Consider the following 230-nt stretch of genomic DNA (forward strand, 5'->3'; position numbering starts at 1 on the left):
AATATCCCCTTAAATAATCGACAAGTATTAATTAGCTCAGTAAGTGCATTGCAGGGAATGCTGTTGCATTTAGGGAGAGAATAAATGTTAAACCTGCTTATTAAGTTTTCACTAACACAGCGATTATTTGTCAGTATTTTTGCCATTATTGCTATGGTTATAGGGGCTCGCTCGTGGTTGAGTATTCCGGTGGATGCATTTCCTGAAATATCGCCTACTCAAGTAAAAAT

The 230-nt window shown here is 37.0% G+C and carries 1 protein-coding gene; it reads left to right on the forward strand.

The genetic code is table 11. The features are described from left to right. Positions 1-84 precede the first annotated feature (84 nt). On the forward strand, positions 85-230 hold a 146-nt coding region (locus tag SB749_RS21160; RefSeq protein WP_410712052.1), incomplete at its 3' end, for an efflux RND transporter permease subunit.

Origin of the sequence: Brevibacterium sp. SIMBA_078, from assembly GCF_046534565.1 — a bacterium.
In the GTDB taxonomy this organism is placed as follows: Bacteria; Actinomycetota; Actinomycetes; order Actinomycetales; family Brevibacteriaceae; genus Brevibacterium.